At 69.1% G+C, this 26946-nt stretch carries 16 protein-coding genes; 7 read left to right on the top strand and 9 right to left on the bottom strand.

What is annotated here, in order from left to right; genetic code table 11:
• Positions 1-23: 23 nt before the first annotated feature.
• From AC06FD_RS01655 to prpB, 6 genes are all read right to left on the bottom strand, one after another.
• Positions 24-4943: an alpha-2-macroglobulin family protein gene (locus AC06FD_RS01655; RefSeq protein WP_478076830.1), complete on the bottom strand. Its 4920-nt coding sequence runs from the start codon at positions 4941-4943 to the stop codon at positions 24-26.
• A 1718-nt stretch (positions 4944-6661) separates the two neighbouring features.
• A complete protein-coding gene (locus AC06FD_RS01650; protein WP_478076829.1) occupies positions 6662-8119 on the bottom strand; it encodes a bifunctional 2-methylcitrate dehydratase/aconitate hydratase in 1458 nt (485 codons plus the stop codon).
• Between the two features lie 18 nt (positions 8120-8137).
• A complete protein-coding gene (prpF, locus tag AC06FD_RS01645; RefSeq protein WP_478076828.1) occupies positions 8138-9328 on the bottom strand; it encodes a 2-methylaconitate cis-trans isomerase PrpF in 1191 nt (396 codons plus the stop codon).
• 56 nt (positions 9329-9384) lie between these two features.
• Complete coding sequence (gene acnD / locus AC06FD_RS01640) at positions 9385-12000, bottom strand: Fe/S-dependent 2-methylisocitrate dehydratase AcnD (RefSeq protein ID WP_394161035.1); 2616 nt, start codon at positions 11998-12000, stop codon at positions 9385-9387.
• Between the two features lie 139 nt (positions 12001-12139).
• The gene (gene prpC / locus AC06FD_RS01635) at positions 12140-13297 is read right to left on the bottom strand and encodes a bifunctional 2-methylcitrate synthase/citrate synthase (protein ID WP_259206206.1); all 1158 of its coding nucleotides are present in this window, start codon (positions 13295-13297) and stop codon (positions 12140-12142) included.
• Between the two features lie 29 nt (positions 13298-13326).
• Entirely contained in the window at positions 13327-14217 is an 891-nt protein-coding gene (gene prpB / locus AC06FD_RS01630; RefSeq protein WP_259206207.1) for a methylisocitrate lyase, read from the bottom strand.
• Between the two features lie 163 nt (positions 14218-14380).
• Here prpB and prpR point away from each other — a divergent pair, with 163 nt between their 5' ends.
• The gene (gene prpR, locus AC06FD_RS01625; RefSeq protein WP_478077356.1) at positions 14381-15973 is read left to right on the top strand and encodes a propionate catabolism operon regulatory protein PrpR; all 1593 of its coding nucleotides are present in this window, start codon (positions 14381-14383) and stop codon (positions 15971-15973) included.
• 211 nt (positions 15974-16184) lie between these two features.
• On the opposite strand, the gene pdxH is transcribed toward prpR, so the two are convergent.
• The gene (pdxH, locus tag AC06FD_RS01620) at positions 16185-16784 is read right to left on the bottom strand and encodes a pyridoxamine 5'-phosphate oxidase (RefSeq protein WP_478076827.1); all 600 of its coding nucleotides are present in this window, start codon (positions 16782-16784) and stop codon (positions 16185-16187) included.
• A 41-nt stretch (positions 16785-16825) separates the two neighbouring features.
• Here pdxH and AC06FD_RS01615 point away from each other — a divergent pair, with 41 nt between their 5' ends.
• Positions 16826-17653, top strand: coding sequence for a kinase (locus AC06FD_RS01615; protein ID WP_478076826.1), 828 nt, complete (start codon positions 16826-16828; stop codon positions 17651-17653).
• Here the strand turns inward: AC06FD_RS01615 and AC06FD_RS01610 are convergent.
• Positions 17646-17849, bottom strand: coding sequence for a dodecin family protein (locus AC06FD_RS01610; protein ID WP_019186071.1), 204 nt, complete (start codon positions 17847-17849; stop codon positions 17646-17648). The two genes, AC06FD_RS01615 and AC06FD_RS01610, sit on opposite strands and share 8 nt — an antisense overlap.
• Before the next feature lie 95 nt (positions 17850-17944).
• Between AC06FD_RS01610 and AC06FD_RS01605 the strand changes: the two genes are divergently transcribed.
• The 5 genes from AC06FD_RS01605 (at position 17945) to mdtD (ending at position 23248) form a co-directional block, all read left to right on the top strand.
• Complete coding sequence (locus AC06FD_RS01605; RefSeq protein ID WP_259206218.1) at positions 17945-18487, top strand: shikimate kinase; 543 nt, start codon at positions 17945-17947, stop codon at positions 18485-18487.
• A complete protein-coding gene (gene aroB / locus AC06FD_RS01600; protein WP_478076825.1) occupies positions 18484-19590 on the top strand; it encodes a 3-dehydroquinate synthase in 1107 nt (368 codons plus the stop codon). Before AC06FD_RS01605 ends, aroB begins: the two co-directional genes overlap by 4 nt.
• 71 nt (positions 19591-19661) lie before the next feature.
• The gene (locus AC06FD_RS01595; RefSeq protein ID WP_259206221.1) at positions 19662-19913 is read left to right on the top strand and encodes a WGR domain-containing protein; all 252 of its coding nucleotides are present in this window, start codon (positions 19662-19664) and stop codon (positions 19911-19913) included.
• A 61-nt stretch (positions 19914-19974) separates the two neighbouring features.
• Positions 19975-21051: a uroporphyrinogen decarboxylase gene (gene hemE, locus AC06FD_RS01590; protein ID WP_259206222.1), complete on the top strand. Its 1077-nt coding sequence runs from the start codon at positions 19975-19977 to the stop codon at positions 21049-21051.
• A 793-nt stretch (positions 21052-21844) separates the two neighbouring features.
• A complete protein-coding gene (gene mdtD / locus AC06FD_RS01585) occupies positions 21845-23248 on the top strand; it encodes a multidrug transporter subunit MdtD (RefSeq protein ID WP_259206224.1) in 1404 nt (467 codons plus the stop codon).
• Positions 23249-23302: 54 nt separating this feature from the next.
• On the opposite strand, the gene AC06FD_RS01580 is transcribed toward mdtD, so the two are convergent.
• Positions 23303-26842: a hybrid sensor histidine kinase/response regulator gene (locus tag AC06FD_RS01580; RefSeq protein WP_394161047.1), complete on the bottom strand. Its 3540-nt coding sequence runs from the start codon at positions 26840-26842 to the stop codon at positions 23303-23305.
• Between the last annotated feature and the right edge of the window lie 104 nt (positions 26843-26946).

Below are 26946 nucleotides of genomic sequence, written 5' to 3'. Positions count from 1 at the left end.
CGGAGCGACGGCCCGCGCCCGGCTCAGGGCTGGACCACGGTCAGCGTGGTCGGGTTGCTGCGCCCCACCCCGCGCAGGTCGGGGCGGTACATGTCCTCCACCAGCGGCGGCGGCACGGTATAGGTGCCCGGGGTGACCGCGCGCACCAGGTAGAACACCTTGGCGGTGCTGCCCTTGGACAGCTTCAGCGCGGCCACGTAGCGGTCGTCGCGGAACTCCTCGTGGCGCAGCGTGGCCGCATCGCCGCGGTCGTTGACATTGAGTCCGTCCACCACCACGTCGGCCCACTGTTTGGCATCGCCGAGGTTGAAGTTCTCGATCTCCAGGCCCGCCGGCAGCAGGTCGGTGAGCAGCGCATCGGGCATGTCCAGGTTGGGGGTGATGCTGACCCGTACGATGAGCGCCTCGCCTTCCTTGAGCGCGCGCGGCGTCCACGGCTTGCCGTCGGTGGTGTACCAGGTGCGTTCCACGCCCAGGTGGCGGTTGTCCGGCTCCGGCGCAGTGCGCGGGATGCCGGCCACTTCCAGGCTGGCGAACATCGGCGGCTCGCCCTGCGGGCTGAAACGCACGCCCTTGGCCAGCGCGGCGTAGTCGAAGCTGCGCCCGAACATGCGGCGCGCGGCAATCGCCTCCACCTCGCCGCCCACCGCCAGCTCGCCGGACACCAGCTTCTTCTGGTTGGCCGCCAGCGCCTTGCCCAGGCGCGCGATGGCGACCTGTTCCTGGGTGCTCAGCCACATCCAGCCACTGTTGCGGCGCGCGTCCAGCGCCCGTCCCAGGTCGACCGCGCGTGCGTCATAGGCCGGCTTGGACAACTTGCGCTCGTGCAGCAGCGCGATCATCAACGCATCGTCGCGCACCGCACTGCCGTAGTCGCCGAAGTACTGCGGACGCTCGCTGCTCGGCTTGGCGAAGCCGGCGGCAATGGCGGCATCGCCACGCTTGTGATCGCCCTGCAGCGACAACGCGATGCCCAGGTGGACCAGCGGCAGGCCGGTCAGCGCCTTGCCACGCTCGTTGTCGTACAGCGCGCGCAGCGTGCCCAGCGGGGCACGGTTGACCCGGGCCAGCACGTAACCGGAATACGCCTGGTTGGCGAACTTCAGGTTCTCGCGGCGGTCCTCGCCGTAGAACTGGTTGCCGCCGGACAACAGGTCTTCGCTCAGGCGGTTCAATGCCTTCTGCAGCACCCCATCGGGCACCGCGAAGCCGGCGTCCTTGGCATCGAGCAGGAACTCGGCGATGTACGGGGTCAGCCACGGATTGACGTAGCCGTCGTCGCCCCACATCGAGAAGTTGCCGTTGGCCACCTGCATCGAGGCCAGCCGGCCGAACGCGCCTTCCATGCGTTCGCGGCGGCTCTTGGCATCCAGGCCGTCGGCACCGAGCATGGCCGAGGTCGCCTCGTCCAGCATCAGCGCGGCATACCCCTTGCTGGTGGTCTGCTCGGCGCAGCCGTAGGGGTATTTCAACGCGCCATTGAGCGCGCTGGCAAACGGGATCGGCGGCAACGCGCTGACCAGCATCCGCGCGGTCACCGAGTCGTCCATCAGGCCATCGGCCAGGCCGGTGCCCATCTCCACGGCCGCCAGCGGGTCCAGCGTACGGGTCTGCGCACGCAGTACCTGCGGCCAGGCCGCGCGCACCGGCAGGTCATAGCGGCGGTCCACCTTGAAGCCGTTGCCGTCCACCCGCACCCGCACCTTGGCCACGGTGTAGCCCTCGCGCGCGCTCAGCGGGAAGCTCAGCGTGCTCTTGGCGTCGGCCTTGAGCTGCAGGGTGCGGCTGGGTTCGCCCAGGGTGAGCGGGCCGATGCCATCGACCTGCACCTTGAACTCGCCGGGCTTGCCGGTGAAGTTCTGCACATCCAGGGTGACCGTGCTGCGGTCGCCCGGGGCCAGGACCCGCGGCATGCTGGCTTCGGCCAGGATCGGCGCGCGCACCACGGTCTCCATGTCGCGCTTGCCGTACTGGTCATCGGAGTAGACCACCGCGGAGACGCGCAGGGTGCCGTTGAAATCGGGCACCTTCAGCGCGATCCGGGCGATGCCCTTGGCATCGAGCTTCACCGGGCCGGAGAACAGGTCCACGGTCTGCACCCGCGCAGTCGGTCGCTTGGCCTGCGGCATCGCCGCCAGCGCCATGTCGCCACCAAACTTGAGCTTGCCGCTGCTGCCGTCGAAGCTCTCGATCACCCGGCTGTAGATGTCATAGGCATCCACGCCCAGGCGCCGCTGCGCGAAGAAGTGGCCGGCCGCATCGGGTACCGGGAAGCGGGTGATGTTGAGGATGCCCACGTCCACCGCCGAGACGGTCACGTGCGCGACCTTGCCCGCCAGCTGCGGTGCGCTCACCGCCACCGGCAGGGTCTGCTCGGGGCGCATCTGCTTGGGCACCGACAGGCCCACCGCGACCTGGCGCGCCTTGCGATCCATCGGCACGTGCACCACGCCGACCGCGCGGGCCGGGGTGATCTTGCTGGGCGCGCTGCCGCCACGGAACACCAGCGCGGTGATGTAGACGTCGTGGCGTTCCCACTCGGCACTGACCGGGATGTCGAAGGTGCTGCCCGGCTTGGCGTCGATCTCCTGCACGTACAGCATCTTGTCGCTTTCCACCATCAGGATGCCCTTGCCGGCGTGCGGCGGGGTGACGGTGACGCGCACGGTGTCGCCGGCCTTGTAGCCGGTCTTGTCCAGGCCCAGCTTGATCTTGTCCGGGCGGGCATCCAGGCCACGGTTGTCGTCGTTCCAGCTCCAGCCGGCGCGGAACGGATAGCGGCTGGTCAGCCCGGTGGCCGGATCGAACACGTCCAGGCGGTACTCGCCCCACTCCACCGGGACATCGATGGCCACCGCCGCACTGCCGGCATCGACGGTGCGGGTTTCCTTGTTCTCGAAGCGCCGGGTGAAGTCGTAGTCCCAGCGGTTGTCGTTGAAGGTCCAGTGGTAGTCGCGCAGCTCGCGCACCAGGGTGACCTTCAGGCCTTTGGCCGGCTGCGGCTTGCCGCCCGCGTCCACGCGCATCAGCTCGAAGCGGGCGTTGCCGTTGGCATCGGCGCCGTCGTCGGGATTGAACAGCGGGCGCACGCCCACCAGCACCGGCGCCGGCCACATCACCCGCTTGAGGGTGCGGGTGACGGTGCGGCCGCCGGTTTCGTACACGCTGCCGGACAGCACCACCGCGATCGGCGCGGTCGGCTTGACCTCGTCGGGCAGGGCCACGTCCTGGCGCAGCTTGCCGTCGGCGGGGAATTCGGTGTCGATGATGTCGCGCGCTTCACGCGGCAGCTCGGTGGTCGGGTCGCCGAAGAAGTAGCCCGGCAGCGATTCCACCGGGGACTGCTCGGCGGCCACGGCCAGGCGCGCGGTGAAGCGGTTGCCGTCGGCCGGCGCGCCATACAGGTAGGCCGCATCGGCGATCAGCTTGAGCGGCTCGCCGGGCTTGAGGGTCTTCTGCGCGCTGTCCAGGTCCAGCTTCATGCGCTCGGGCAGGAACTCCTCGATGCGCAGGGTCATGCCCTGGATGGCGTCCTTGCTGGCCGGATTGGTGCGGAATTCCACCTGCCAGCGCCCGGTCGGCGCTTCGGCCGGGATCAGCTGCTCGAAGCTCAGGTAGCCCTGCTCGCCCGGCTGCAGGCGGGTCTCGCGGAAGGTCTTGCCATCGGGCTGCTTCAGGCGCAGGAACACCGGCTGCGGTTTGGTCGGCTTGCCATCGTTGTCGCGCAGCAGCGCGGAGATGCGCACGGTTTCACCGGGGCGGTACAGGTCGCGCCCGGACCAGGCGAACACGTCGAACCAGGCATTGTCGCGACCGGCCACCGCGAACTCGCTCAGGTCCAGCGCGGGCTGGTTGAACGGCAGCATCGAGGTGTCCGCGCCGCTGCTGGCGATCAGCACGTGGCTGGCATCCAGGGTGTAATTGAGCAGCGCGTTGCCATTGCCATCGGTGTTGCCCTTGAGCACCACCTCGCCCTTTCCATCGAGGATGCGCAGCTCGATCTTCTTCAGCGCCGCGCCACTCTGCAGCGAGGCGGTGTGCACGAACAGCTTGTCCTTGTAGGCGCGGGTGTGCAGGCCGATGTCGCTGACGGTGAAGAAGGCGGTGTCGAACTCGCTGTCGAACGAGCCGCTGCGCTTCATCACCGCGAAGTACAGGCCCGGCTCCTGCAGCTCCTTGATGTCCTGGGTGGGCAGGTAGGTCAGGACGCGCTCGTTCTGCTTGCCACCCAGCACGAAACGATTGACGTACACCGGCTCGGCCAGCTGCGACATCGGGGTCTTGTCGCCGTACTCGCTGTCCAGTTCCCAGCTGCCACGGCGCCCGCCGCGCTGGTACTGGCTGAAGAAGCGCGGCAGTTCCTTCTCGCGCACGCGCAGGAACTCCACGTCCACTTCCTGCACGTTCACCGACACCACCGGCAGGCCGCGGCTGTCCTTGGCCGGCAGCACGCTGCCCTGCGAGGCGAAGCCGGCGACCGGCTTGAGCTCGCCGCTGAACACCTTCTGGCGCAGTTCCTTGCCGATCCGGCTACCGTCGGCGGCGAGCAGGTCGGGCGAGACGATCAGGTTGTACTCCTTGGCCGCCTCCACGAACGGGTAGCGCAGGGTCAGGCCGTCATCGGAGAGCGTCCAGCTGCTGTCCTCGGTGCCCACCTTTTCGGCGAAGCGGACGAGTTTGTCGAAGTCCTGGGTCCCCACCAGCGGCCGCGAGAATTCCAGCGCCAGCGAGACGCCGTCGCCCTTCTGGTCGGGATAGGCCCGCACCAGGGTGAATCCGCTCACCTTCTCGGCCTTGGCCGCGATCGGCGCACCGGAGGGTGTGGGCAACTGCCCGCTCTCGTTGCGCTTGCAGCCGCCAATACCGACGGCCAGGCCGGCGGCCAGCGCCAGCCCCACGATTCCCTTCCAGCCCCACTGCCCGACCCGACTGCGGATAGCCATGATGTCGCTCCTTGAACAAGGCGGCCAGTATAAGGGCCGGGCCGCCCCGAACGGCGCCGTCGCCCGACGCGCACCGGTAGTGCCGAGCCATGCTCGGCAACCGCGCGCCAGCGCGGGAAACCCTCCGGAGCCTTTCCCTAGCCGCCCCATGCGGCTTTACCGAGGTTGAAACGCGGGCAAGCGCCGGATGGCCGGCGTACGCGAACTCGGCCGGCAAGAGCAGCCGAGCATGGCTCGGCTCTACCCGGGTGCCTTCCGCGACAAGCGGTCGAGCGGCGCCGTCGCCCGGGCACCCCGACGCGCACCGGTAGTGCCGAGCCATGCTCGGCACCCGCGCGCCAGCGCGGCAAACCGCCCGAAGCCTTTTCCCCAGCCGACCGACGCGGCTTCGCCGAGGCTGAAACGCGGGCACACGTCGGATGGCCGGCGTACGCGAACTCGGCCGGCAAGAGCAGCCGAGCATGGCTCGGCTCTACCCGGGTGCCTGCCCGCGTCCAGGAACCGAGCGGTGCCGTCACCCGGGCACCCCGACGCGCACCGGTAGTGCCGAGCCATGCTCGGCAGCCGCGCGCCAGCGCGGCAAACCGCCCGAAGCCGTTCCCCGGCCGACGGGTGCGGGTTCACCGAGGTTGAAATGCGGGCAGCTTGATGTCCCGCGTATGCCAAGTCCGCAGGCAAGAGCAGCCGAGCATGGCTCGGCTCTACCCGGGTGCCGCCCGCGTCCAGCAGCCGAGCGACACCGTAACCCAGGCAACCCTGCGCGCACCGGTAGTGCCGAGCCGTGCTCGGCAACCGCGCGCCAGCGCGGCAAACCGCCCGAAGCCTTTCCCCAGCCGACCCATGCGGCTTTACCGAGGTTGAAACGCGGGCAGGCGGTGGATGGCCGGCGTACGCGAACTCGGCAGGCAAGAGCAGCCGAGCATGGCTCGGCTCTACCCGGGTGCCTGCCCGCGTCCAGGAACCGAGCGGTGCCGTCACCCGGGCACCCCGACGCGCACCGGTAGTGCCGAGCCATGCTCGGCACCCGCGCGCCAGCGCGACAAACCCGCCCGAAGCCTTGCCCCTGCAGACCGATGCGGCTTTACCGAGGTTGAAACGCGGGCAGGCGCCGGATGGCCGGCGTACGCGAACTCGGCCGGCAAGAGCAGCCGAGCATGGCTCGGCTCTACCGGGTGCCTGCCCGCGTCCAGGAACCAAGCGGTGCCGTCGCCCGGGCACCCGACGCGCACCGGTAGTGCCGAGCCATGCTCGGCACCCGCGCGCCAGCGCGACAAACCCGCCCGAAGCCTTGCCCCTGCAGACCGATGCGGCTTTACCGAGGTTGAAACGCGGGCACACGTCGGATGGCCGGCGTACGCGAACTCGGCCGGCAAGAGCAGCCGAGCATGGCTCGGCTCTACCCGGGTGCCGCCCGCGTCCAGGAACCGAGCGGTGCCGTCGCCCGGGCACCCGACGCGCACCGGTAGTGCCGAGCCATGCTCGGCACCCGCGCGCCAGCGCGGCAAATCGCCCGAAGCCTTTCCCCTGCCGACCGATGCGGCTTCGCCGAGGTTGAAACGCGGGCAGACGCCGGATGGCCGGCGTACGCGAACTCGGCCGGCGAGAGCAGCCGAGCATGGCTCGGCTCTACCCGGTGCCTGCCCCGCGACGAGCAGCCGAGCATGGCTCGGCTCTACCCGGTCCCTGCCTCGCAACGGGCAGCCGAGCATGGCTCGGCGCTACCCGGCTACGTACAGCTCCACATAGTCGTGCACCGGCATCGCCTCCAGCACCACGGGGTCGAGCGAGGCATCGAGGATGCGGCGCTGCTGCCGGGTCGGGAAGGTGGCGGCCAGGTGGGCGCGGAACTTGTCCTCCAGCAGCGGGATGCCTTCGGCGCGGCGGCGGGCGTGGCCCAGCGGGTACTCGACGGCGGCGTCGAGGTGGCTGCCGTCGGCGAACACCACCTCCAGCGCGTTGGCGATGCTGCGCTTGTCGGGGTCCAGGTAGTCGGCGGTGTAGCGCGGCTCCTCCACGCAGGTGATCTTCGCGCGCAGCGGATCGATGCGCGGGTCAGCGGCGACATCGTCCTCGTAGTCCTCGGCGACCAACCGGCCGAAGATCAGCGCGATGGCCACCATGTACTGCACGCAATGGTCGCGATCGGCCGGGTTATGCAGCGGGCCGGGCTTGTCGATGATGCGCAGGCAGGCCTGCTGGGTGCGCAGGGTGATGTGGGCGATGTCCTCGCAGCGCCGGCCCGCCGCGCGCATGCGCGCATGCACCTGCATCGCCGCTTCCACTGCGGTCTGCCCATGAAACTCGGCCGGATGACTGATCTTGAACAGCACGTTCTCCATCACGTAGCTGCCATAGGGGCGCTGGAAGCGGAACGGCTGGCCGCCGAAGGAGACGTCGTAAAAGCCCCAGGTGGGCGCGGTGAGCGCGCTGGGGTACCCCATCTCGCCGGCTGCAGCCATCAACGACAGCCGCACCGCGCGGCTGGTCGCATCCCCGGCCGCCCAGCTCTTGCGCGAGCCGGTGTTGGGCGCGTGGCGGTAGGTGCGCAGCGACTGGCCGTCGACCCAGGCCAGCGAGACCGCGTTGAGCATGCGTTCGCGGTCCAGGCCCAGCAGGTGCGCCACCACGGCGGTGGAGGCAACCTTGACCAGCACCACGTGATCCAGCCCGACCCGGTTGAAGGCGTTCTCCAGCGCCAGGCAGCCCTGGATCTCATGCGCCTTGACCATCGCGGCCAGCACGTCACGCATGGTCAGCGGCGGTCGCCGCAATGCCTCGGCGTTACGGCTGAGCCAGTCGGCGGTGGCCAGGATGCCGCCCAGGTTGTCGGACGGATGGCCCCATTCGGCGGCCAGCCAGGTGTCGTTGAAGTCCAGCCAGCGCACCATCGCGCCGATGTTGAAGGCGCCCTGCACCGGGTCCAGCTCGAAGCGGGTTCCCGGCACGCGCGCGCCGTTGACCACGCGCATCCCGGGTACCAGCGGTCCGAGCAGTTTGCTGCAGGCCGGGAACGCGAGCGCGGCCAAGCCACAGCCCAGCGAATCGATCAGGCAGTGGCGCGCGGTGGTGTAGGCCAGCGGCGACTCCACCCGGTAGTCGCGCACGTAGTCGACGATGTCGGTCATGACCGCATCCCACGGCGGCCGTTGGTTCGCGTTGCGGTCGTGACCGGACATCGTGATCTCCTGTTGAAGCTATAGCGTGTCGGCGGGTACCCGCACCGCGCCTTCCATCAAGACGCGTGCACTGCGGCTCATGATGGCCTTGGTGACCGTCCACTGACCGTCAACGAGGCGCGCTTCGGCGCCCACCCGCAGCGTGCCGGAGGGATGCCCGAAGGTGACCGCCTCGCGCGCGCCACCGCCCGCGGCCAGGTTGACTAGCGTGCCCGGGATCGCCGCCGCCGTGCCGATCGCCACCGCCGCCGTGCCCATCATCGCGTGGTGCAGCTTGCCCATCGACAGCGCGCGGGCGTGCAGGTCGATCGCGCCGGCGGCAATCTGCTTGCCGCTGGAGGACACGTAGTCCTGGGCCGGGGCGACGAAGACCACCTTGGGCGTGTGCTGGCGGGTGGCGGCCTGGTCGATGCTGTCGATCAGGCCCATGCGCACCGCGCCGTGCGCGCGGATCGCTTCGAAGCGGGCCAGCGCGGCCTTGTCCTCGTTGATCGCCGGCTGCAGCTCGGTACCGGTGTAGCCCAGGTCGGCGGCGTTGAGGAAGATGGTGGGAATGCCGGCGGTGATCATCGTCACCGGGAAGCTGCCCACGCCGGGCACGTCCAGGGTGTCCACCAAGTTGCCGGTGGGGAACATCGACCCGCCCTCGCCTTCGCCATCGTCGGAGGGATCGAGGAACTCCAGCCGGATCTCCGCGGCCGGGAAAGTCACCCCGTCCAGCTCGAAATCACCGCTTTCCTGCACCTGGCCATCCACGATCGGCACGTGCGCCAGAATGGTCTTGCCGATGTTGGCCTGCCAGATGCGTACCGTGCAGGTGCCGTTGTGCGGGATGCGCGCCGGGTCGATGAACCCGTTGCTGATCGCGAACGGGCCGACCGCGGTGCTGAGGTTGCCGCAGTTACCGCTCCAGTCCACGAACGCGGTCTCGATCGCGACCTGGCCGTACAGGTAGTCCACGTCATGCTCCGGCACCGACGCGGCGGCGATGATGACGCACTTGCTGGTGCTGGAGGTGGCCCCGCCCATGCCGTCGGTGTGCTTGGCATACGGGTCCGGCGAGCCGATCACGCGCATCAGCAGGGCATCGCGCGCCGGGCCAGGCACCTGCGCAGCGGCAGGCAGGTCGGTCAGCCTGAAGAAGACACCTTTGCTGGTGCCCCCGCGCAGGTAGGTGGCGGGGATGCGGAGCTGGGGGAGAAACGCCATGTCGAAGTCCTGATGGAAAGACGGCCCGTCGCCGGGCCGTCGCGATGCGGAGGGAATCAGGCGACCTGCGCCGATTCCAGGAAGTCCTGGGCGAACCGCTGCAGCACGCCGCCCGCCTCGTAGATGGAGACCTCTTCAGCGGTATCCAGACGGCAGGTGACCGGCACCCGCAGCTGTTCCCCGTTGCGGCGATGGATGACCAGGGTCAGCTCGGCGCGCGGCACGCGCTCGCCCAGCACGTCGAAGGTTTCGGTACCGTCGATGCCCAGCGTCTTGCGGTTGACGCCTTCCTTGAACTCCAGCGGCAGCACGCCCATGCCGATCAGGTTGGTGCGGTGGATGCGCTCGAAGCCTTCGGCCGCGATCGCCTCCACGCCGGCCAGGCGCACGCCCTTGGCGGCCCAGTCGCGCGAGCTGCCCTGGCCGTAGTCGGCACCGGCGATGATGATCAGCGGCTGCTTGCGCTCCATGTAGGTTTCGATCGCTTCCCACATGCGGGTGACCTCGCCTTCCGGCTCCACGCGCGCCAGCGACCCCTGCTTGACCTGGCCATCGACCACGGCCATCTCGTTGATCAGCTTCGGGTTGGCAAACGTCGCCCGCTGCGCGGTGAGGTGGTCGCCACGGTGGGTCGCGTAGGAATTGAAGTCTTCCTCGGGCAGGCCCATCTTCGCCAGGTATTCGCCGGCCGCGCTGCTGGCCATGATCGCGTTGGACGGCGACAGGTGGTCGGTGGTGATGTTGTCGCCGAGCACCGCTAGCGGGCGCATGCCGGTCAGGCTGCGGGCACCGGCCAGCGCACCTTCCCAATACGGCGGGCGGCGGATGTAGGTGCTCTGCGGGCGCCAGTCGTACAGCGGGCTGATCGGTGCACCGTGTTCCACCTTGAAGGTGAACATCGGGTCGTAGACCTTGCGGAACTGCTCCGGCTTGACGCAGGCCTTGACCACTGCATCGATCTCGGCGTCGCTCGGCCACAGGTCCTTCAGCGTGATCGGGTGGCCGTCGGCGTCGTGGCCGAGCGCATCCTTCTCGATGTCGAAGCGCACGGTGCCGGCGATCGCGTAGGCCACCACCAGCGGCGGCGAGGCCAGGAACGCCTGCTTGGCGTACGGGTGGATGCGGCCGTCGAAGTTGCGGTTGCCCGAGAGAACGGCGGTGGCATACAGGTCGCGGTCGATCACTTCCTGCTGGATCTTCGGGTCCAGCGCGCCGCTCATGCCGTTGCAGGTGGTGCAGGCGAAGGCGACGATGCCAAAGCCCATCTGCTCCAGTTCGGTCAGCAGGCCGGCTTCTTCCAGATACAGCTGCACCGCCTTGGAACCGGGCGCCAGCGAACTCTTCACCCACGGCTTGCGGGTCAGGCCGGCGCGGTTGGCGTTGCGCGCCAGCAAGGCGGCGGAGATCACGTTGCGCGGGTTGCTGGTGTTGGTGCAGCTGGTGATCGCGGCGATGATCACCGCGCCGTCGGGCATCAGGCCATCGGCCTGTTCCAGCTTGCCCGAGGCCAGCTTGCCTTCGTCGGCGATGCCGCGGGCGGCCAGGTCGGTGGTCGCCACGCGCTTGTGCGGGTTGGACGGGCCGGCCATGTTGCGCACCACGGTGGACAGGTCGAACTGCAGCACGCGCTCGTACTGCGCGGTGACCAGATCGTCGGCCCACAGGCCGGTGGCCTTGGCGTAGGTTTCCACCAGGGCAACCTGGGCGTCTTCGCGGCCGGTCAGGCGCAGGTAGTCCAGGGTCTGCTGGTCGATGTAGAACATCGCCGCGGTGGCGCCGAACTCCGGCGTCATGTTGGAGATGGTGGCGCGATCGCCAATGGTCAGCGCATTGGCGCCCTCGCCGTAGAACTCGATCCATGCACCGACCACACGCTCCTTGCGCAGGAACTCGGTCAGCGCCAGCACCACGTCGGTGCAGGTGATGCCCGGCTGCGGGCGGCCGGTGAGTTCCACGCCGATGATGTCGGGCAGGCGCATCCACGAGGCACGGCCGAGCATCACGCTCTCCGCTTCCAGGCCGCCCACGCCGATGGCGATGACACCCAGGGCGTCCACGTGCGGGGTATGGCTGTCCGTGCCCACGCAGGTATCGGGGAAGGCCACGCCATCGCGCACCTGCACCACCGGCGACATCTTCTCCAGGTTGATCTGGTGCATGATCCCGTTGCCCGGCGGAATCACGTCGACGTTCTTGAACGCCTTCTTGGTCCAGTTGATGAAGTGGAACCGGTCTTCATTGCGGCGGTCCTCGACGGCGCGGTTCTTCTCGAACGCCGCCTTGTCGAAGCCCGGGAATTCCACCGCCAGCGAGTGATCGACGATCAGCTGGGTCGGGACCACCGGATTGATCTGCGCCGGGTCACCGCCGGCATCGGCGATGGCGTCGCGCAGGCCGGCCAGATCGACCAGGGCGGTCTGGCCGAGAATGTCATGGCACACCACGCGTGCCGGGAACCACGGGAAATCCAGGTCCTGGCGGCGCTCGATCAGCTGGCGCAGCGAGGGCTCCAGCGTGGCCGGGTCGCAGCGGCGCACCAGGTTTTCGGCCAGCACGCGCGAGGTATACGGCAGCGTGGCATAGGCACCGGGCTGGAGGGCATCGACGGCGGCGCGGGTATCGAAATAGTCCAGCGACGTGCCGGGGAGGTTCTTGCGGTACTGAGTATTCATGGCTGGCGATAGCTGCTTGTTGGCGGGCCGGGGCGTCGTGACACCGGCAAAGAAGGAGTAGCGACGCCGCAACGGAGCAGACCGGCATCGCGCCGGCCTGCTCCGCAAAGCACCCGCGAACGGGTGCGGTACGTCGGTCTTACCTGCGCTGGTCGATCGGCACGAAGGCCTGGTCTTCCGGGCCGGTGTAGTTGGCGCTGGGGCGGATGATCTTGCCGTCGATGCGCTGTTCGATGATGTGCGCGCTCCAGCCGGAGGTGCGCGCGATGACGAACAGCGGGGTGAACATCGCCGTCGGCACGCCCATCATGTGGTAGCTGACCGCGCTGAACCAGTCCAGGTTCGGGAACATCTTCTTGATGTCCCACATCACCGTTTCCAGGCGCTCGGCGATGTCGAACATCTTCACGTTCTGCTGCTCGGCCGACAGCTCGCGCGCCACTTCCTTGATCACGTTGTTGCGCGGATCGCTGACCGTATACACCGGATGGCCGAAGCCGATCACCACTTCCTTGCGCTCGACCCGGGCCTTGATGTCGGCCTCGGCGTCATCGGGGCTGTCATAGCGCTTCTGCACTTCGAAGGCCACTTCATTGGCGCCACCGTGCTTGGGGCCACGCAGCGCGCCGATGCCGCCGGTGATGCAGCTGTACATGTCGCTGCCGGTGCCGGCGATGACGCGGCAGGCGAAGGTGGAGGCGTTGAACTCGTGCTCGGCGTACAGGATCAGCGAGGTGTGCATCGCCTTCACCCACGAATCCTGCGGCTTCTCACCGTGCAGCAGGTGCAGGAAGTGGCCGCCGATGGAGTCATCGTCGGTCTCCACGTCGATGGCGCGGCCGTTATGGCTCCAGTGGTACCAGTAGAGCAGCATCGAGCCGAGGCAGGCCATCAGCTTGTCGGCGATGTCGCGCGCGCCGGGGTGGTTGTGGTCGTCCTTCTCCGGCGACACGCAGCCGAGCACCGACACGCCGGTGCGCATCACGTCCATCGGGTGCGCCGACGGCGGCAGCTCTTCCAGCGCGGCCTTGACCGCGGCCGGGATGCCGCGCAGCGACTTCAGCTTGGCCTTGTAGGCCACCAGCTCGGCGCGGGTGGGCAGCTTGCCATGCACCAGCAGGTGGGCGATCTCCTCGAACTCGCTGGTGTTGGCCAGGTCCAGGATGTCATAGCCGCGGTAGTGCAGGTCGTTGCCACTGCGGCCCACCGTGCACAGCGCGGTGTTGCCCGCAGCGGTGCCGGACAGGGCGACGGATTTCTTCGGCTTGAAGCCGGGGGCGGTGGTTGCTTCGCTCATGATCCCTCCAGAAAACAAATGGTGCCGGGTTACTTCTTGGCGGCGAACAGCGCGTCGAGCTGCTGCTCGAAGGCGTGGTAGCCGATACGGTCGTACAGTTCTTCGCGCGTCTGCATCGCATCGACCACATTACGCTGGTGGCCGTCGCGGCGGATGGTCGCATACACGTTCTCGGCGGCCTTGTTGGCGGCGCGGAACGCAGACAGCGGGAACAGCTGGATGGCGACGCCGGCCGAGGCCAGTTCATCGCGGGTGAACAGCGGGGTCTTGCCGAACTCGGTGATGTTGGCCAGCACCGGCACCTTCACCGCGTCGACGAAGCGGCGATAGGTGGCCAGGTCATAGGCAGCCTCGGCGAAGATGCCGTCGGCGCCGGCCTCCACGCAGGCGATGGCGCGCTCGATGGCCGCGTCCACCCCGTCCACCTGGATGGCGTCGGTACGCGCGATCAGGAAGAAGTCCGGGTCGGTCTTGGCATCGGCGGCGGCCTTGACCCGGTCGACCATCTCGCCCTGGGTGACGATTTCCTTGCCGGGGCGGTGGCCACAGCGCTTGGCGCCGACCTGGTCCTCGATATGGCAGGCCGCCGCGCCGGCCTTGATCAACGACTTCACGGTGCGCGCGATGTTGAACGCGCTCGGCCCGAAGCCGGTGTCGATGTCCACCATCAGCGGCAGGTCGCACACATCGGTGATGCGGCGCACGTCGATCAATACGTCTTCCAGGGTGTTGATGCCCAGGTCCGGCAGGCCCAGCGAGCCGGCCGCGACGCCGCCGCCGGACAGGTAGATCGCCCGGTAGCCGGCGCGCTGGGCCAGCAGGGCGTGGTTGGCGTTGATCGCGCCGATCACCTGCAACGGCGATTCGGCAGCCAGGGCGGCGCGGAACCGGGCGCCAGCGGAGGAAACAGGGGTGCTCATGCGGCATTCCATCGTGGTTGACGGGGTGACAGGCGCAAGGGCCGTGCCAGCTTGCAAGTGTCTGATTTCATTGCGACATCACCGTGACCGCGGCGTTTCACCTTGAAACATTGAAACATCTGTACCATGGCTGCAACTGAAACATTGAAACATCGCCATGTCGATCAGCCTGCCCCGCCACCGTTCACGCCTGTCTGACCCGGATGCCGGCCAGCTTCCGGTGATCTGGACCGTCAGCGTGTCGCGCCTGACCGGGCTGCTCGGCGATGTGATCCCGGAGTTCGACCGCCGCGCGCGCATCGTGCCGATCAACCTTGGCTTCGAGGAGGCGGTGGATGTGATCGGCCAGCGCCTGCGCCGCGAACACTGCGACGTGGTGATCGCCGGCGGCTCGAATGCGGCCTACCTGCGCAGCCGGCTGGAGGTGCCGCTGGTGCCGATCCAGGCCAACGGTTTCGACCTGATGGAAGCGCTGGCGCGCGCGCGCCGGATCGCCCCGCGGATCGGCCTGGTCACCCATGCCACCGATGTGCCGACCTTCGGCAGCTTCCAACACAGCTTCGGGCTGGACATCGAACATCGCCGCTTCGTCACCCGCGAAGACGCGCGCGACTGCATCGCCGACCTGCGCGCCAACGGCATCGAAGTGATCGTGGGCACCGGCATGGCCATCGACCATGCCGAGCAGGTGGGCCTGCCCGGGGTGCTGCTGTACTCGGCCGATTCAGTACGGCAGGCGTTCGAACACGCGCTGGAGCTGACCCAGACCCTGGCCCGCTCCGGCGCGCCATCACCACGGCGGCGGGCACCGGCCAGGCAGCGCGATACCGACCACGCCCTGCTCGGTGACAGCGCAGCGATGCAGCAGGTGCGCGAGCGCATCGCACTGTATGCGCCCTACGACAGCACCGTGCTGATCACCGGCGCCACCGGCACCGGCAAGGAACTGGTGGCGCGGCAACTGCATGCCGCCAGTGGCCGCCGGGGCCGCTTCGTCGCACTGAACTGCGGGGCGATCAGCGAATCCCTGCTGGAAGCGGAGCTGTTCGGTTACAACGAAGGGGCGTTCACCGGCGCCCGGCGCGGCGGGCGCGTCGGCCTGGTCGAAGCCGCCGAGGGCGGCACCCTGTTCCTCGATGAGATCGGCGAACTGCCGCTGCCGCTGCAGACCCGGCTGTTGCGGGTGCTGGAAGAACGCGAAGTACTGCGCGTGGGCGCTACCGAGCCGACTGCGGTGGACGTGCGCGTGGTGGCCGCCACGCTGCAGACCCTGGAGACGCTGGTGGACGCGCAGCGCTTCCGGCGCGATCTCTACTACCGCCTGGCTGCGTTGCGGATCGCGCTGCCGACCCTGCACGAACGCCACGAGGATGTCCCGCTGCTGGTCGCCCACTTCTTCCGCCAGTTGGCCGGCACCGATGCACCGCTGTCGGTGGAGGCGCTGGCACGGCTGCGCGAGTACCCGTGGCCGGGCAACGTGCGCGAACTGCGCAACATGGTGGATCGCCTGCGCATCCACTGGCCGCCCGAGCGCGGCGCATTGTCAGCAGCGACGATGCTGGCGTGGCTGCCGGAACTGGACGCCACGGGTCGGGCAGGCGCTGCAGTGCCTGCCCGCGCGCCCCCGGCCGCAGGCGCGGACAGCCTGCCGAGCTTGCTGGCGCGCTTTGACGGCAACCGGGCCCGATTGGCCGCCGAACTGGGCATTTCCCGCACCACCCTGTGGCGACGGCTGCGCGAGGCCGGGCTCGGCTAGCGCGTCGAGGGCGCTTCCCACGCCCATCGGCCGCTGCCCACCGCCACGTCCCACCCCGGCGTGAGGGCGCGCGCATGCCGCGCACTGCCGCACAACGGTTGACCATGCCGCACTTGGCCTGCGGCGGTGCCCAGCGCGCGCCCGCAGCACCGCGCGTCGCGATCGGCGAGGGGCTACCCAGATCCCGATGCCGTGCCCGGGCTGCCGGCGGTCAGGGGAACAGCAACCGCTTGGTCCATTGCCCGTCGGCATCGCGCTCATAGCACCAGCGCTCGTGCAGGCGGAACTGCGCGCCGTACCAGAACTCGATCCGCTGCGGCACCACGCGCAACCCGCTCCAGCCGTCCGGGCGCGGCACCTCGCGATCGGCGAAACTGGCCTCGGCGGTGGCCACGCGCGCGTCGAATTCCTCGCGCGAGGCCAACGTCTTCGATTGCAGCGAGGCCCACGCGCCGATCTGGCTCATGCGCGGCCGCGAGGCGAAGTACGCATCGGCTTCGGCATCGCCCACCTGCTCGACGCTGCCTTCGATCCGCACCTGGATGCCCGCTTCCCGCAGGCTGCGCCACAGGAACAGCAGCGCCGCACGCGGATTGGTACGCAGCTCGCGCCCCTTGTGGCTGTCCAGGTGGGTGTAGAAGACGAAGCCGCGTGCATCGAACGCCTTGAGCAGCACGGTGCGCGCCGACGGCTGGCCGCTGTTGTCGGCGGTGGCGACGGTCATCGCATTGGGTTCGACTTCCGCGCTGTGCCGGGCCTCCTCGAACAGCGCGGCGAAGGTGGACAGTGCTTCGGTATACAGATCGGTCATGGTTGGTTTCTTGCCATTCGATTTGGGTTTATTGTCACCGCATGCCTGCCAACGCGTACATGCCCCGCAACAAGGGATTTCCCGATGCACTGGTCGCCCAGGCACTGGACGAAGCGCTGGCGGCGGGCACGGGAGTGCCAGTATTGGCGATCAGCGGCCTGCAGGGCAGCGGCAAATCGACGCTGGCCGCGCAGGTGGTGGCCCTGGCCGGCCAACGCGGCCTGCGCGCGGCCACGCTGTCCATCGACGATTTCTACCTCACCCGCGCCCAGCGCCAGCGACTGGCACGGCAGGTGCACCCGTTGCTGCTTACCCGCGGCCCGCCCGGCACCCACGACCTGCCACTGGCGCACGCCACCTTGGCGGCGATCGCCGCGCGCCAGCCGGTGGTGTTGCCGCGCTTCGACAAACTGGCCGACGAACGCGTAGCGCCCGCCGACTGGCCGCGCGTGGACGCCGCGCTGGACCTGCTGGTGTTCGAAGGCTGGTTCCTGGGCACCCCGGCACAGGCCGAGGATGCGCTGGAACCGCCGTTGAACGCGCTCGAACGCGACGCCGACGCCGATGGGCGCTGGCGGCGCTGGTGCAACCAGGCCCTGGCCGAGGACTACCCGGCCCTGTGGCGGCGCTGCGACCGGCTGTGGTTCCTGCAACCGCCGGATTTCGCCGTGGTGCCGCGCTGGCGCTGGCAGCAGGAACAACATCTGCAGGCCGCCCAACCCGAACGCAGCAGCATAAGCCGCGCCCAGCTGGAGCGGTTCGTGCAGTACTACGAGCGGGTGAGCCGCCAGGCGCTGCGCACCCTGCCGGCGCTGGCCGACCGGGTCATCGCACTGGATGACCAGCGACAGGTGCGGCCACTCAGCTGACCAGGAAGGTCACCCGCAGGTTCACCCGCCACTCGGTGATGTTGCCCTCGCCGTCGGTGACCACCTTGGTCTCGTTGATCCAGGCGCCCTGGATGCCCTTGACCGTCTCGGACACCTTCTTCAGGCCACTGCGTACCGCGTCTTCGACGCTGGTCTTGGAGGAGGCGTTGATCTCGATGATTTTGGCCACTGACATGGACAGGCTCCGGTTGCGCGCGGGAGATTCCGCGCCATCCACCATGGGGGCCGGCGCGTAAAGGCCGCGGCACGGAGATGTTAGGATCGCGGGTAATGAATCCCGCTCCGAACCTGATCCTGATCGGCCCGATGGGCGCCGGCAAAACCTGCATCGGGCGCCGCCTTGCCGAGCGCTTCACGCTGGACTTCGTCGATGCCGACCAGGCCATCGTCGATGCCGCCGGCGCCAGCATTCCCACGATCTTCGAGCACTCCGGCGAAGCCGGCTTCCGCCAGCATGAGCGGCAGGTGCTGCAGGCCGTGCTGGACGGGCGCAACCAGCTGGTCTCCACCGGCGGCGGGGCAGTGCTGGATGCCGGCAACCGCGCCACGATCGCGCGCCGCGGCTTCGTGGTCTACCTGCGGGTCAGCGTGGCCGCCCAGCTGGAGCGGCTGGCGCGCGACCGCACCCGGCCGCTGCTGCAGCGCCCGGACCGCGAACAGGTGCTGCACGAGATGGCGGCCCTGCGCGACCCGTTGTACCGCGAGCTGGCCGACCTGACCCTGGACACCGATCTTTACACCCCCGCCGACGCCACCGCGCAGCTGGTCCTGCGCCTGGCGGCGCAATGGCAGCGACAGGACACCTCCGCATGACCTCCCCCCGCACCGTCGCCGTTGGCGGCGATACCCCCTACACCATCCACATCGGCCCGGGCCTGCTCTGCCAGGGCGCGCTGCTGGCCCAGCATGTGCGCGGCCGCCACGTGCTACTGCTCAGCGATTCCTCGGTGGCCCCGCTGTACCTGGCCGGGGTGAAGTCGGCCCTGCTCGCTGCCCGCCCGGACCTGCGGGTCGGCGAACTGGTGCTGCCCGCCGGCGAAGCCTCCAAGACCCTGGCCAACTTCGGCGCGGCGATCACCGCGCTGGCCGCCCTCGGCGCCACCCGCGATGCCTGCGTGCTGGCCCTCGGCGGCGGTGTCGTCGGCGACCTGGCCGGCTTTGCGGCAGCGTGCTGGATGCGTGGGGTGGACTGCATACAGCTGCCCACCTCGCTGCTGGCGATGGTCGACTCCTCGGTGGGCGGCAAGACCGCGGTGGACATCCCAGAAGGCAAGAACCTGGTCGGCGCGTTCCATCCGCCGCGCGCGGTGATCGCCGATACCGCGGCATTGCGCACCCTGCCGCCCCGCGAACTGCGTGCCGGGCTGGCCGAGGTGATCAAGTACGGCGCCATCGGCGACCCGCTCTTCTTCCAGTGGCTGCAGGCCGAGCGTACGGCGCTGCTGGCCGGCGATGACGCCGCGCTGGCCCAGGCGATCGCGCGCAGCTGCGAACACAAGGCCGACATCGTGGCCCGCGACCCGCTGGAGAAGGGCGAACGCGCCCTGCTCAACCTCGGCCATACCTTCGGCCATGCCATCGAGACCGAACAGGGCTACGGTGCGCCCGGCAACGACAATCTCAACCATGGCGAAGCGGTTGCCGTGGGCATGGTGCTGGCCGCGCGCCTGTCCGCCCAGCTGGGCATGAGCAGCGAGGCCGATACCGCGCAGCTGCGCGACCTGCTGCTGCACTACGAACTGCCAGTGGCCATTCCCGCCGGCCTGGCCGCCGAGGCGCTGTTGGCGCGGATGCGGCTGGACAAGAAGAACGTCGCCGGGCGCCTGCGCCTGGTGTTGTGGCGTGGGATCGGCCGCGCCGAAGTGGTCGGCGATGTCGACGAGGCCGACGTGCTGCGCGTGCTCGCCGCCGGCTGAGCCTGCGACGTTCCGCCGCACCTGCCCCGTCGCTGACGGCCGCCTCCGGCGTTCACGGCTACAATCGGGGCATGCGCGTCTTCCTGCACCAACACGCCCGCGGTGCCGATCCGGCCCGCTATCTCCAGCTCACCCTGCAACCGGACCTGTTCGGTGGCTGGGAGCTGCTGCTCGAGTCCGGCCCGATCGGCGGGCGCGGGCAACTGCGCCGCGAGCTGTACCTGGAGGAAGACCTGGCGCTGGCCGCGTTCGACAAGGCGCGCGATGCGCACCTGCACCGCGGCTACGAAGTGACCTACACCAGCGGCGATCCGCCGCACTGAGCGGCCACCGCCGCACTCACCCCATTCGGCCCCGCGCCACCAGATCCCAAGGAAGCGTTCCGTGACCAGCCCCTCCCGCCATGATCGCCTGCTGCGCGCCCTGCGCCGCGAACCGGTGGACTGCACCCCCGTCTGGCTGATGCGCCAGGCCGGCCGCTACCTGCCCGAGTACCGCGCCACCCGCGCCAAGGCCGGCAGCTTCCTGGCCATGGCCAAGAACCCGGACATCGCCTGCGAAGTCACCCTGCAACCGCTGCGTCGCTTCGACCTGGATGCCGCGATCCTGTTCTCGGACATCCTCACCATTCCCGACGCGATGGGCCTGGAGCTGTACTTCGTCGACGGCGAAGGCCCCAAGTTCCGCCATCCCGTGCGCGACGCTGCCGCCATCGCCAAACTGGCCGTGCCGGACATGGAAACCGAACTGCGCTATGTGATGGACGCGGTGCGGGTGATCCGCCGCGAACTGGACGGCAAGGTCCCGCTGATCGGCTTCTCCGGCAGCCCCTGGACGCTGGCCTGCTACATGGTCGAAGGCGGCGGCAGCAAGGACTTCGCCCGCATCAAGGCGATGGCCCTGAACGAACCGGCCGCCCTGCACCAGTTGCTCTCGGTGGTGACCGATGCGGTCATTGCCTACCTGTCGGCCCAGCGCGCCGCCGGCGCCCAGGTCCTGCAGGTGTTCGACACCTGGGGGGGCGTGCTCAGCCCCGGCATGTACCGTGAATTCTCGCTGCGCTACCTCACCCGCATCGCGCAGGAACTCGAGCGCGGCCAGGGCGACCAGCGCACCCCGCTGATCCTGTTCGGCAAGGGCACCGGCCTGCACCTGGCCGACCTGGCCAACACCGGCGCCGACGCCCTCGGCGTCGACTGGACCCTGGACCTGTCCGACGCCGTGGCCCGCACCGGCGGCCGCGTCGCCCTGCAGGGCAACCTCGACCCGGCCACCCTCTACGGCAACCCGGACGCCATCGAACGCGCCGCCGGCCGCGTGCTCGACAGCTACGCCCAGGGCAACGGCGGTTCCCGCGAGGGCCACGTCTTCAACCTCGGCCACGGCATGTCCCCGGACATGAATCCCGACCACGTCGGCGTGCTGGTGGACGCCGTGCACCGCATCAGCCAGCGCCCGTAACGCCACCCAGCGGTGACCGCGCAGCACCGGAACGGAATGCATCCACGCATGGCGTGGATCTACGCGAATGACCGCAAGGTAAAAACCCCGTAGATCCACGCCATGCGTGGATACCGCGCGCCAAATGACCCGCGACGGAAAAACCCCGTAGATCCACGCCATGCGTGGATACCGCCCGCCAATGACCCGCGACGGAAAAACCCCGTAGATCCACGCCATGCGTGGATACCGCGCGCAGCGCGGCAACGCCAGCCGAAGCCCAGGCGGCCGCGGCGCAATCAGACCGTCCGACGTTCACCCCCGGCCGAAGAAGACCGCCGGGGCTCATGGCGCCGGAACGGAGAGCATCCACGCATGGCGTGGATCTACGATGGAATCCGCGTGCACACCGCTCCAGCAATGACCCGCGACGTAAAAACCCCGTAGATCCACGCCATGCGTGGATACCGCGCGCAGCGCGGCAACGCCCGCCGAAGCCCGGGCGGCCACGGCGCAATCAGCCCGCCCGACGTTCAATCCCGGCCGAAGAGGACCGCCCGGGTTCATGGCGCCGGAACGGAGAGCATCCACGCATGGCGTGGATCTACGATGGAATCCGCGTCCACACCGCCCCAGCAATGACCCGCGACGTAAAAAACACCGTAGATCCACGCCATGCGTGGATACCGCGCGCAGCGCGGCATCACGATCCACGCGATCGCCGGCTTTGCCGAACCGGTCCGAAACACCGCCTTGACCGCGCCCTGACCCCACATCGGCGATCATGTGCTCCTCGTTGATGAGGGTGCGCACGATGACGACCAGCAGCTACGCCTCGATCCGGCCCCTGTTGTGGCTGGTATCGCTGGCGATCTTCATGCAGATGCTGGATTCCACCATCGTCAACACCGCCCTCCCCGCCATGGCCCGCAGCCTCGGCGAAAGCCCCCTGCAGATGCAGTCGGTGGTCTTCAGCTACGCCCTCGCCGTCGCCACGTTCATCCCCGCCTCCGGTTGGATCGCCGACCGCTTCGGTACCCGCCGCACCTTCCTCGTGGCCATCATCCTGTTCACCCTCGGCTCGCTCGCTTGCGCCCTCGCCCAGACCCTGCACCAATTGGTGGGCGCCCGCGTCCTGCAGGGTATTGGTGGCGCCATGCTGCTGCCGGTCGGCCGCCTCGCCGTCATGCGCTCGGTCTCGCGCGAAGAATTCCTGCGCGCCATGAGCTTCATCGCCATCCCCGCCCTGATCGGCCCGCTCATCGGCCCGACCCTCGGCGGCTGGCTGGTCGAAGTCGCCTCCTGGCACTGGGTCTTCCTGATCAACCTGCCCATCGGCGTCATCGGCTACATCGCCGCCATGAAGGTCATGCCCGACCACTACGCCGAACACCGCACCCGCTTCGACATCGCCGGCTACCTCATGCTCGCCTTCGGCATGGTCGTGCTCTCCCTCGCCCTGGACGGCATCTCCGGCATGGCTACCCCGCACGCCCTGGTCATGCTGATGACCGTTGCCGGCCTCGCCGCCCTGGTCGGCTACTGGCTGCATGCCGCCAACTCGACGGCACCGCTGTTTTCGCTGGCCCTGTTCCACGTGCCCAGCTACCGCATCGGCATCCTCGGCAACCTGTTCTCGCGGATCGGCAGCAGCGCCATGCCGCTGCTGATCCCTTTGCTGCTGCAGGTCGGCATGGGCATGAGCCCGATGAATGCCGGCCTGCTCATGATCCCCGTGGCCGCCGCGGGCATGCTCTCCAAGCGCTACGCGGTCAAACTGGTCGAACGCTTCGGCTACCGTCGCGTGCTCATGGTCAACACCGTGCTGGTCGGCCTGGCCATGGCCAGTTTCATCTTCATGACCCCCGGCCAGCCGTTGTGGGTGCGCGTCATCCAGCTGGCCTTGTTCGGCGCGGTCAATTCGCTGCAGTTCACCGTCATGAACACCGTCACCCTGCGTGACCTGGACCGCGACTTCGCCAGCGCCGGCAACAGCCTGCTGTCGATGGTGATGATGCTGGCGACCGGTTTCGGTGCGGCCGCCGCCGGCAGCCTGCTGGCCGCCTTCGATCATCTCGACGCGCTGCGCGGTGCCACCGCCGCCCTGCATGCCACCTTCGTCTGCGTCGGTGCCATTACCCTCACTTCCACCGTCATCTTCTGGCAGCTGCCCGACACCCGCCCCTCCCCGCGCGATGTGGAGGAGGTTGCCGAGTAGTAGTCGCGGGCCGTTGGCCCGATGACCGTTGCGAACCGCCGCTCCGGCGGCCGATCACTGCCCCTGCCCGCGCGCAGCCCGCAGTGCGCGCGCAATCGCGTCCACGAGCAGTTCGCCGGTCACCGGCTTGCGCAGGAAGCCGCGGAACCCGGCCGCACGGACCTGCTGTTCGATGTCCGGATCGGTGCGCGCGGTCACCGCGATCATCGGCATGTCATAGCCCTGGTTGTGCAGGTGCCCGGCCAGTTCGATCCCGCCCAGGCCCGGCAGGTCCAGGTCCAGCAGCGCCACGTCGAACGGCGCCTCGCTGACCTCGCGCAACGCCGCCAGTGCGTGTTCGGCATGCACCATGTGGTGCCCGCGCGCGCCCAGCAGACCGGTGATCACGCTGGCCACGGTGGCGTCGTCTTCCACCAGCAGGATCCGCAACGGCGGCAGCCGCTGTCCCAGGCCCTGGCCGTCGAGCCCGCTCGATACCGCGGCGATGTGCAGCGGCAACGGCAGGGTCACGCTGAAGCGCGTGCCAACCCCGAGCTGGCTCTCCACCCCAATCTGGCCCTGCATCGCCAACGCCAGTTCGCGGCAGATCGCCAGGCCCAGCCCGCTGCCGCCGTACTGCGCCGCCGTGCGTGCGCCGTCGGCCTGCTCGAAGCGGCGGAACAGGCGCTGCTGCTGGTCGCTGCTGATCCCCGGGCCCGTGTCGGACACCTCGAAATGCAGGCCACGGTCGGCCGCAAGCGTGGTCGCCGTCAGGCGCACCTCGCCGTGGGTGGTGAACTTGACCGCGTTGCCCAGCAGGTTGAGCAGGATCTGCCGCACGCGCACCGCATCGCCGACACTGCCCAACCCCGCCGGCAACTGGTTGTCGACCACGAAGCGCAGGTGCTTCTGCTCGGCCAGCGCGGCCATCAGCGTGCAGGCATCGTCCACCACGTTGTGCACGTCGAAGGGCTGCGCCTGCAACTGCAGCCGGCCCGATTCGATCCGGGCCAGGTCCAGCGCGTCGTTGACCAGGTGCAGCAGGTGCTCGCCGGCATGCCGGATCGACGCCGTCCAGCTGCGCTGCTGCGGGTCCAGCGCAGAGCCCAGCAGCAGCTCGCTCATGCCCAGCACCCCGGTCATCGGCGTGCGCACCTCATGGCCCAGGTTGGCCAGGAAGCGGGTCTTGGCCGCCGATGCCTGCTCGGCCAGCTCCTGCTTGTGCAGGGCCAGCTGATAGGCATGCTTGCGCTGCAGGCGGCGCCGGTACAACCAGGCGAACAGGCTCATCAGCAGCAGCGCCATCGAGGTCATCACCAGCAGCCCGGACAGGCTGCGCCACCACGGCGGCTGCACCCGGAACTCCAGCGACTGCACCCGCGACCACACCTGGTCGGCCGAACGCGCCTGCACTTCCAGCCGGTAACGCCCGGGCGGCAGCCGCGAGAACACACGCTCGCCGGCCGGGCCCACTTCCACCCAGTCCGGGTCGTACCCGGCCAGCCGATAGCGGTAGTTGTTGGAGGACGAATCGGCGAAGGACAGCAACCGCGCCACGATCCGCAGGTCGCGGTCGGCGTCGGCGATCTCCAGCGGGGTCAGGTGGGTGAGGTCGGCGACGCGGTCGCCGCGGCGCACTTCCACGCGCTCGATCACCAGCGGCGCGCGCCGGTTGGACGGGCGGACCTGGCGTGGATCGAACACCACCACCCCGGCCGGGGTGCCCCCGGCGATGCGACCGCTGGCGGTACGGGTCAGCGTGCTGCGGCGGAACTCCTGGCTCGGCAGGCCGTCGTGCACGCCATACAGGCGCACGTTGCCCATCTGCGGGTCGACCCGGATCAGGCCGCGCGCACTGGCGGCCCAGATCACGCCCTGGGCATCGACCACCAGCCCGGTGGCCGACACTTCCGGATAGCCGGCACCGCCGCCGATCACGGCCTGCAGCAACAGGCGCCCGTTCTGCCAGCGGTACTGGCTCAGGCGCCCTTCCTCGGACAGCCACACGCTCTGGTCATCGGCGATGGCCAGCGCATGGATCGCCGCCGGCGGCGCCCCCGGCACCGGCTCGAAGCGCGACCGTGCCGGCACCCATTGCAGCAGGCCCTGGTTGGTGGCCACCCACAGATGGTCCTGGCTGCCGCAGACCAGGTCCAACGCCAACTGGCCCGCGGCCAGCCCGGCGTGGCCGCTCACGATCCGATGCAGCACGCGGCCGTCCAGGTCGCGCTGCTGCAGCCCGGTCGAGGCGGCGCTCCATACCCGCCCGCCATCGCACAGCGCCAGCGATTCCACCTGGCCCTCCATGGCCGCATCCACCGCCGCATCACGGCCCCAGCGACGTAGTGCGTCCTGCCGGGGGTCATAGCGCAGCAATGCGTTGTTGGAGCCGATCCAGACCTGCCCGCGCGGGTCCTCGAGCACCGACTGCAGCCACTCGGTGCCATCCACCCAAGTGCGATGCTGGGTGACGGTGCCGGTGACCGGATCGAACTTGTCCAGCGCACCGTGCGTGCCCACCGTCCAGACCCCGCCATCGGCGGCCGCGCCCATGCCCAGCACATAGGCATTGCGCAACGACCCCGGATCGTCCTCCAGCCGCGACAGCACCGAGAACTGCCACCAGCGCGGCAGCAGGTGCCACAGCCCGCCATTGATGCTGGCCAGCCAGATGCCGCCTTCGCGGTCCTCGTAGGCACCGGTCCAGTTCGGTCGCACCTGGCCGCGCGCCACCGCGCTGTACAGCGGCACCTGCTGGTATTGATTGTCGTAGGCGCGGCCCAGGCCGGAACGGGTATCCAGCCAGTACCCGCCCTGCTCATCGCGCAGCATCATGCCCAGCACCTGGTCGCCGGGCGTCACCTGCCACGGTGCAGGCTCGAACTGGCCGTCCGGACGCCGCACCTTCACCCCCGAGTTGGTGCCGATCCACAGGCTGCCGTCCAGTTCGGCGGTGAGCCCGTTGATGATCTCGTGCGGGATGTCGCGGCTGGCGATGCGCTCGAAGTCGCGCCCGGTCCAGCGCGCCAGCCCCGCCTTGGTGCCCACCCACAGGCTGCCATCGCGGGTGGTGGCCAACTGGGTGACCGACGCGGCGGGCAGGCTGCGCGGGTTGCCATGCTCGGGCATGTAGCGGGTCACGTTGCCGCTGCGGTCCAGCCGATGCAGGCCCCCTTCATAGGTGCCGAACCAGACGGCGCCATCGGCGGTGGAGGTGATGCTCCAGATGGTGTTGCTGCCGATCACCGGGTGGCTGGCGCGGTCGAAGAAGCGCAGTTCGCGGCGGTCGGCCGACATCATCGCCAGCCCGGCATTCTCGGTGCCGATCCACAGCTGGTTGCGTGCGTCCACGTGCACGCTCCACACGTGGTTGTCGCGCAGGCCATCCTCTGCGCGCCATACCCGGTAGGTGCGGCCGTCGTAGCGCGCCAGGCCATCGTTGGTGGCGATCCACAGGTAGCCGTAGCCATCCTCGGCCATGCGGTTGACCGTGTTGGACGGCAGGCCATCGAACACGGTCAGCTGGCGCGGCGTTGGCGGCACCGGCTGGGCATGGCCGAGCAACGGCCAGAGCCATGCGATCCCGATCAGGAGCAGCCAACGCAAAGGCACCACCAATGGATCTCCCGAGTCGTCCGTGGAAGGCGCGCCAGCGGATCGAAGCCGCGTGGACGCGGCGTGCCGAAGCCTGGGGCCAGGCCCGCATGGTAAACGGTTCG

The sequence above is a fragment of the Stenotrophomonas sp. Steno-Z1 genome (assembly GCF_056393175.1).
This window is presented reverse-complemented; position numbering and strand designations above follow the sequence as displayed.

Excerpts from the sequence above, each read along its gene's own strand:
- AC06FD_RS01655 (WP_478076830.1), bottom strand. The coding sequence starts at position 4,943 with ATGGCTATCCGCAGTCGGGTCGGGCAGTGGGGCTGGAAGGGAATCGTG.
- AC06FD_RS01650 (WP_478076829.1), bottom strand. The coding sequence starts at position 8,119 with ATGTCCGGTCACGACCGCAACGCGAACCAACGGCCGCCGTGGGATGCG.
- prpF (WP_478076828.1), bottom strand. The coding sequence starts at position 9,328 with ATGGCGTTTCTCCCCCAGCTCCGCATCCCCGCCACCTACCTGCGCGGG.
- acnD (WP_394161035.1), bottom strand. The coding sequence starts at position 12,000 with ATGAATACTCAGTACCGCAAGAACCTCCCCGGCACGTCGCTGGACTAT.
- prpC (WP_259206206.1), bottom strand. The coding sequence starts at position 13,297 with ATGAGCGAAGCAACCACCGCCCCCGGCTTCAAGCCGAAGAAATCCGTC.
- prpB (WP_259206207.1), bottom strand. The coding sequence starts at position 14,217 with ATGAGCACCCCTGTTTCCTCCGCTGGCGCCCGGTTCCGCGCCGCCCTG.
- pdxH (WP_478076827.1), bottom strand. The coding sequence starts at position 16,784 with ATGACCGATCTGTATACCGAAGCACTGTCCACCTTCGCCGCGCTGTTC.
- AC06FD_RS01615 (WP_478076826.1), top strand. The coding sequence starts at position 16,826 with ATGCCTGCCAACGCGTACATGCCCCGCAACAAGGGATTTCCCGATGCA.
- AC06FD_RS01610 (WP_019186071.1), bottom strand. The coding sequence starts at position 17,849 with ATGTCAGTGGCCAAAATCATCGAGATCAACGCCTCCTCCAAGACCAGC.
- AC06FD_RS01605 (WP_259206218.1), top strand. The coding sequence starts at position 17,945 with ATGAATCCCGCTCCGAACCTGATCCTGATCGGCCCGATGGGCGCCGGC.
- aroB (WP_478076825.1), top strand. The coding sequence starts at position 18,484 with ATGACCTCCCCCCGCACCGTCGCCGTTGGCGGCGATACCCCCTACACC.
- AC06FD_RS01595 (WP_259206221.1), top strand. The coding sequence starts at position 19,662 with ATGCGCGTCTTCCTGCACCAACACGCCCGCGGTGCCGATCCGGCCCGC.
- mdtD (WP_259206224.1), top strand. The coding sequence starts at position 21,845 with ATGACGACCAGCAGCTACGCCTCGATCCGGCCCCTGTTGTGGCTGGTA.